This is a genomic window from Mesorhizobium sp. M4A.F.Ca.ET.020.02.1.1 (genome assembly GCF_004022645.1).
Lineage (GTDB): Bacteria > Pseudomonadota > Alphaproteobacteria > Rhizobiales > Rhizobiaceae > Mesorhizobium.
Genome location: NZ_RZOI01000981.1, coordinates 1 through 1,791, shown reverse-complemented (window position 1 = coordinate 1,791; position 1,791 = coordinate 1). Strand labels below are relative to the sequence as shown.

General features: G+C 64.8%; 3 protein-coding genes and 1 pseudogene. 2 read left to right on the top strand and 2 right to left on the bottom strand.

Annotation, left to right across the window (positions count from 1 at the left end; translation table 11 throughout):
* Nucleotides 1-478 (bottom strand): amino acid racemase (locus EN742_RS33895; RefSeq protein ID WP_128333819.1); only part of this gene is annotated, 478 nt, incomplete at its 3' end.
* 62 nt (nucleotides 479-540) lie between these two features.
* Between EN742_RS33895 and EN742_RS33890 the strand changes: the two genes are divergently transcribed.
* Together EN742_RS33890 and EN742_RS33885 are read left to right on the top strand one after the other, a co-directional pair.
* Nucleotides 541-786: a type II toxin-antitoxin system Phd/YefM family antitoxin gene (locus EN742_RS33890; protein WP_126057601.1), complete on the top strand. Its 246-nt coding sequence runs from the start codon at nucleotides 541-543 to the stop codon at nucleotides 784-786.
* Complete coding sequence (locus tag EN742_RS33885; protein ID WP_126057600.1) at nucleotides 783-1,238, top strand: type II toxin-antitoxin system VapC family toxin; 456 nt, start codon at nucleotides 783-785, stop codon at nucleotides 1,236-1,238. The genes EN742_RS33890 and EN742_RS33885 overlap by 4 nt, the downstream gene beginning before the upstream one ends.
* 10 nt (nucleotides 1,239-1,248) lie before the next feature.
* Here the strand turns inward: EN742_RS33885 and EN742_RS33880 are convergent.
* Nucleotides 1,249-1,791 (bottom strand): annotated as a pseudogene (locus EN742_RS33880) (primosomal protein N'); the annotation flags it as partial.

Sequence of the window (1,791 nt, the reverse complement as noted above, 5' to 3'; positions counted from 1 at the left end):
CCCGGTGTACCATGCCGCGGCCGGCCTGGCCGGGCACCACCGGGTGCAGGCCATACTTCTCGGCAAGCCGGCCCTTGTAGAAATCCTGCTCCATGGTGAAGCGCGTGGCGAGCAGCGCCGGCCGCCTGACGCCGGCATCCCTGACCGCGACCGCCGTAGCATCGGCGATGTGGATCAGGGGGATCGACACCGCCGCCTGCACCTCGTCCGCCAGCCTGTGCATGGTGTTGGTGCAGACCACCAGGCCCTCGGCGCCGCCCGCCTCCAGCTTGCGCGCGGCCTCGACGAGCAGCACGCCCGCGCCCTGCCAGTCGCCGGCATGCTGGCGCTCGGCGATCTCGGCGAAGTCGAACGACCATAAGAGCAGCTTCGCCGAATGCAGCCCACCGAGCCGCTCGCGCACGATCTCGTTGAGCAGGCGATAGTAGATGGCGGTCGATTCCCAGCTCATGCCGCCGATGAGGCCGAGGGTTTTCACGGTGGCTGTTCCTTTCCAGCAATTCCTATATTATGACCACATGAGACTACAAGGAGGCAGTTATGAAGACGATGCAGGTTCGGGAGGCCAAGGCAGGTTTCTCAGCGCTCGTCGAGGCCGCCGAGAATGGTGAGCCTACCGTCATCACAAAGCATGGCAAACCAACGGCCATGGTTGTCCCGATTGAAGAGGGGCAGAAGCTCTATCCGCAAAACAGCCAGCAGGACTTCGTGGATTTCCTGCTTCATTACCCCGGCGGCATCGAGTTTGAGCGAAACGAATCGCCGTCCCGGGACGTCGAGTTTTGACTGGCTATCTGCTGGATACGTCGTTCCTGTCGGCCTTTGAACCTGACCGTGCTCCCCTTCCCTCGCACGTTCAGACATGGGTTGCCGAACAGCGGGCGCGCGGCTCATGGCATATGTCTTCCATTGTCGTTCTGGAGGTGGAAAAGGGCATTGCGAAGCTGAAGCGATCTGGCGCGAATTCGAAGGCGGCACGTATTGGCGAATGGTTCGAACGGCTGCTGGCGGAATTCGACCAGCGCATTCTGCCAGTCGACACGGCAATCGCGAGGGAAGCCGGCAAATTGGAGGATGCCGCTCTCGCCAGAGGCTTTAACCCGGGCTTGGCGGACATCCTGATCGCCGCGACCGCTCGTTTGAATGGCCTCTCAGTCTTGACGGCCAATGTCCGGCATTTTGCGGTTCTGGATGTACCCTACCTGGACCCCTTCGCTGAGACTGGTCCACGGGAGTAGTTTCGTAATCTCACAAAAAGCTCTGCGGATCGATATCGACCTGCACCCGAACCGAGCCGCGCAATTTCGGCCCTTCGGCCAGCATGGCGCGGATGAAGCCCTGCATGTCGGCGCGCCGCTCGCCCTGGATCAGCAGGCGGAAGCGGTGGCGCCCGCCGAGCAGTGACAACGGCGCCTCGGCCGGGCCCAGCACGAACAGGTCCGCCGCCTGCGGCGCGGTGCGGCGCAGGCCGCGCGCATGCGCCTCCGCTTCGGCCCGCGTCGCGGCGCTGACGATGACGCCGGCGAGCCGGCCGAAGGGCGGCAGCGCCGCCCGCTCGCGCTCGGCGATCTCGCGCTCGTAAAAGGCCTCGGCGTCACCGGAGACGATGGCCCGCATCACCGGATGGTCCGGCTGGTAGGTCTGCAGCAGACCGAGGCTCTTCTTGCCGGTGCGGCCGGCGCGGCCCGTCACCTGGCTGAGCAGCTGGAAGGTGCGCTCGGCGGCGCGCGGATCGCCATTGGCGAGGCCGAGATCGGCGTCGACCACGCCGACCAGTGTCATATTGGGAAA

Coding starts and splice junctions, on each gene's coding strand:
- EN742_RS33890 (WP_126057601.1), top strand. CDS start 541: ATGAAGACGATGCAGGTTCGGGAGGCCAAGGCAGGTTTCTCAGCGCTC.